Origin of the sequence: Streptomyces sp. NPDC057428, assembly GCF_042803195.1 — a bacterium.
GTDB lineage: Bacteria > Actinomycetota > Actinomycetes > Streptomycetales > Streptomycetaceae > Streptomyces.
In genome coordinates, this window is record NZ_JBHVCT010000217.1 from 1 (window position 1) to 1,674 (window position 1,674).

A 1,674-nucleotide genomic window follows, 5' to 3' on the forward strand; every position below is an offset into this window, starting at 1 on the left:
CCTGGATCCACCGGCTTGATTCCGGAGTGATCGTTTCGGGGTTGTCTTGGCGGTCGGCGAGATGATCTGGCTGTTCGGGCAGGGGGTATCCGCTGGTCTGTCCAGCTCTTCCACGTGTTCGGCGTTCTCGGGCCCTTGCGGGCAGGGTGGTCAGGGCTTTTCAGGCGGTGGGTGGTGGTGCGTGCACGAGGTCGAAGAGCTGGATGAAGCCGTCGGCCCAGGGCCAGTGTTCGGGCAGGTGGAGGGTGAGGCACCGGGCTGAACGTGCCAGGCGGGCGGGCACGTTGATCAGGTGGTCGCGGATCGTTGCGGTGGTGGCCTTGGCGTGGAAGGCGGACGCCAGGGCGCCGGCGGCGCGGGTCAGGTTGTGCGCGAGAGCAGCCAGGGCGAGCCAGGCGGCATTCGCCTGGAAGTGCCCGGAGGGGGCGTGGGCGAACGGGCCGTTCTTCAGGTCCGCGATCACTTGTTCCACGACAGCGTGCCGCCTGTGCTCACGCTCGGCGTCGGGCAGGGCGAGCGGGGAGTCGGTGAACGCGGCGTGGTAGCGCCAGGTGTCGAAGAGCGCGCCCTGCCCCTCGGGGACCGCTGCCGGGTTGAGCCGTTTGACGCGGCGCACGATCAGGCGGGCGGTGACCTGCTGTTTCTTCGGCTTGGAGGTGAAGGCGGTGTAGGGGGTCTCGGCTATCTCGGCGTCCGAGATCCAGCACTGCCCCTCCTCGTCCCATACGGCCTTGGGGTACTTGATCGCCTTCCACGCGGCTTCGTCGATGCCCGCGATCGCGGCCTTGACCGAGGCGTTCATCCGCACCGTGACCGAGAACCGGACGCCCAGGGCCCGGCAGGCGTTCACGACATCGGCGCCGTAGAACGCGGAGTCGGCCCGCACGACCAGCAGCCCGCTCGCGCCGCACGCTCTCGCGGTGCGGATCGATTCGCCGACGAACGCGGCCGCACCTCGGGCGGAGTTGGACGGTCCCTTGCGCAGACGGGTGGCGACGATCACCGGGGCGGCCAACGGGGTGGAGACGATCCCGATCAGCGCGTTCAAGCCCTTGACCTTGCTGTATCCGTAGCCGGCGCCCTGCTTGGCGTAGCCGTAGGTGCGACGGATCGTGTCGTCGATATCCACGTAGGCCGCCTGGTCGGCGCCGGGCAGCAGTGGGGTGTGCGCGGCCAGTTCGGGCAGGAACCGGCGGGCCACCGCGTGCAGTTGCTTCACGTGCCCGTGGCTGAAGGAGCGCAGGTACGAGCCCAGCGTGGACGGCGCCCGCACCCCGGAGAACAGGCGCGGCAGCCCACCGTGCCGCAGCCGGTCCATGTCATCGATGCTGTCCGCCCCGGCGACCATGCCACCGACCAGCGACATCAGCTTCGCCGCGGGAAAGGCCCCGGTCCCGTCCTTCGAAGCCGGGAGCCGGACGTGCTCGTCGACAAGTGCGGGCAGTGCGCACCGCTCGGCCAGCCGCACCACCGGGGCGAGCCCGCCGTACCCGACCAGATTCGGATCATCAAACCGTGCGGAGACCCTCGCCGCGGCATGGGAAGATTGCATCTCGGAAGTGCCCTCGTGGTCGTGCGTGCTGGAAGCGTGAAGAACTCCCATCATCGCAGGCCACAGGGCACTTCCTCGTTTCCGGAGAAGCTATCCACAGGCATCAAGCCGGTGGATTCGGG

Annotated in this window: 1 protein-coding gene; it reads right to left on the reverse strand. The window is 68.9% G+C overall.

Features of this window, described 5'->3' with window-relative positions:
- Positions 1 to 160 precede the first annotated feature (160 nt).
- Positions 161 to 1,552: an IS1380 family transposase gene (locus ACFU5K_RS31840; protein WP_384068213.1), complete on the reverse strand. Its 1,392-nt coding sequence runs from the start codon at positions 1,550 to 1,552 to the stop codon at positions 161 to 163.
- Positions 1,553 to 1,674 lie beyond the last annotated feature (122 nt).

Coding starts and splice junctions, on each gene's coding strand:
- ACFU5K_RS31840 (WP_384068213.1), bottom strand. CDS start 1,552: ATGCAATCTTCCCATGCCGCGGCGAGGGTCTCCGCACGGTTTGATGAT.